The 551-nt window shown below is 73.5% G+C and carries 1 protein-coding gene; it reads right to left on the bottom strand.

Annotation, left to right across the window (positions count from 1 at the left end):
* Positions 1–546, bottom strand: a 546-nt coding sequence (locus tag AC0CH3_RS17745) for a phage portal protein (protein ID WP_465238119.1), incomplete at its 3' end; no start/stop codon positions are given.
* Between the last annotated feature and the right edge of the window lie 5 nt (positions 547–551).

The following is a 551-nucleotide window of genomic DNA, read 5'->3' as shown; positions in this document are numbered from 1 at the left end:
ATTGTCGAGCAACGCCGTGTTCCACCGCGCCGCCGCATTGTGGATCCCGACCGCCGCCGCCGCCGCGCCCAGGCACCCCAGCCCATAATGATCGTCGACCGGATGAAACGCCTTGAGGTGGATCACCTGCGGCCGCACCGGATCCGCCGACAGCCGCGTCACCCGCGCGCCGACCGCATAGCGATACGCCGCCGGCCACCCGCCCGCATCCGCCTCGACGCTCACCCGCTCGGGCCGCAGCGCATAGAGCTCGGCCGCGCCGCCATCGGCATCGCGCAGCACCTGGACATAGGCATTGCCGTGGAGCAGCAGCTGCGCCGCCACCGTCTCGATCAGCATCTGCCCCCCCGACCGCGCGGTGACGAGCGCGACCAGCGCCGGATCCGACCCGTCGAGCGGCGCCGACCCGACCCCTTCGACGACCAGCTTCACCGCGCGCTGCGCCACCGCATTCCCCAGATACGCCTCGCGCACCTGCGCCTCATACCCCCGCGCGCCTGCGACACCGCCCGCCCCCGCCCAGCCAAGGCTCCCGCCCCCCGACAACGCCG

The sequence above is a fragment of the Sphingomonas sp. AC449 genome (genome assembly GCF_979253475.1).
The sequence above is the reverse complement of the archived record's forward strand: the minus strand, read 5'-3'. Positions and strand labels throughout refer to the sequence as shown.